2 pseudogenes are annotated in these 1,802 nt (G+C 50.3%); both read right to left on the bottom strand.

What is annotated here, in order from left to right:
• A pseudogene (locus N8M09_RS10790) lies at positions 1-1,322 on the bottom strand (adhesive domain-containing protein); the annotation flags it as partial.
• A gap of 33 nt (positions 1,323-1,355) precedes the next feature.
• Positions 1,356-1,802, bottom strand: a pseudogene (locus tag N8M09_RS10785) (MSCRAMM family adhesin SdrC); the annotation flags it as partial.

Below are 1,802 nucleotides of genomic sequence, written 5' to 3'. Positions count from 1 at the left end.
ACATCAGCATCTGAGTCAGCATCAACAAGTGCGTCAGCTTCAGCAAGCACAAGCGCTTCTGAGTCAGCATCAACAAGCGCATCAGAATCAGCAAGCACAAGCGCTTCTGAGTCAGCATCAACAAGTGCGTCAGCTTCAGCAAGCACATCAGCATCTGAGTCAGCATCAACAAGTGCATCAGCTTCAGCAAGCACAAGCGCATCTGAGTCAGCATCAACAAGTGCGAGCCAGTCAGCAAGTACATCGGCCTCTGAGTCAGCATCAACAAGTGCGTCAGAGTCAGCAAGCACATCGGCTTCTGAATCAGCATCAACAAGTGCATCAGAATCAGCAAGCACAAGCGCATCTGAATCGGCATCAACAAGTGCGTCAGCTTCAGCAAGCACAAGCGCCTCTGAGTCAGCGTCAACAAGTGCGAGCCAATCAGCAAGTACATCAGCATCTGAGTCAGCCTCAACAAGTGCATCAGCTTCAGCAAGCACATCAGCATCTGAGTCAGCGTCAACAAGTGCGTCAGAATCAGCAAGTACATCAGCATCTGAGTCAGCGTCAACAAGTGCATCAGAATCAGCAAGCACATCAGCTTCTGAATCGGCATCAACAAGTGCGAGCCAATCAGCAAGCACAAGCGCATCTGAGTCAGCATCAACAAGTGCATCAGAATCAGCAAGCACAAGTGCTTCTGAGTCAGCATCGACAAGTGCAAGCCAGTCAGCAAGCACATCAGCTTCTGAATCAGCGTCAACAAGTGCATCAGCTTCAGCAAGTACATCAGCATCTGAGTCAGCGTCAACAAGTGCGTCAGAATCAGCAAGTACATCAGCATCTGAATCAGCGTCAACAAGTGCGTCAGCTTCAGCAAGCACATCGGCTTCTGAATCAGCAAGCACATCAGCATCTGAATCAGCGTCAACAAGTGCGAGCCAATCAGCAAGTACATCAGCTTCTGAGTCAGCCTCAACAAGTGCATCAGCTTCAGCAAGCACATCAGCCTCTGAGTCAGCGTCAACAAGTGCGTCAGAATCAGCAAGCACATCGGCATCTGAGTCAGCATCAACAAGTGCGTCAGCTTCAGCAAGCACATCAGCGTCTGAATCAGCGTCAACAAGTGCGAGCCAATCAGCAAGTACATCAGCTTCTGAATCGGCATCAACAAGTGCGAGCCAATCAGCAAGCACAAGCGCTTCTGAGTCAGCGTCAACAAGTGCGAGCCAGTCAGCAAGTACATCGGCCTCTGAATCAGCGTCAACAAGTGCATCAGCCTCAGCAAGTACATCAGCATCTGAGTCAGCATCAACAAGTGCATCAGCTTCAGCAAGCACATCAGCATCTGAGTCAGCGTCAACAAGTGCGAGTCAATCAGCAAGCACAAGCGCATCAGAATCAGCGTCAACAAGCGCTTCTGAGTCAGCATCAACAAGTGCTTCTGAGTCAGCATCAACAAGTGCAAGCCAATCAGCAAGCACATCGGCTTCTGAATCAGCGTCAACAAGTGCGAGCCAATCAGCAAGCACATCAGCATCTGAGTCAGCGTCAACAAGTGCGAGCCAATCAGCAAGCACAAGCGCTTCTGAGTCAGCAAGCACATCAGCTTCAGAATCAGCAAGCACATCGGCTTCTGAATCAGCATCAACAAGTGCAAGCCAATCAGCAAGCACAAGCGCCTCTGAATCGGCATCAACAAGTGCGTCAGCTTCAGCAAGCACAAGCGCTTCTGAGTCAGCGTCAACAAGTGCAAGCCAATCAGCAAGCACAAGCGCATCAGAATCAGCGTCAACAAGCGCTTCTGAGTCAGCATCAAC

This window comes from Streptococcus mitis (genome assembly GCF_946190375.1).
Lineage (GTDB): Bacteria > Bacillota > Bacilli > Lactobacillales > Streptococcaceae > Streptococcus > Streptococcus mitis_CJ.
The sequence above is the reverse complement of the archived record's forward strand: the minus strand, read 5'-3'. Positions and strand labels throughout refer to the sequence as shown.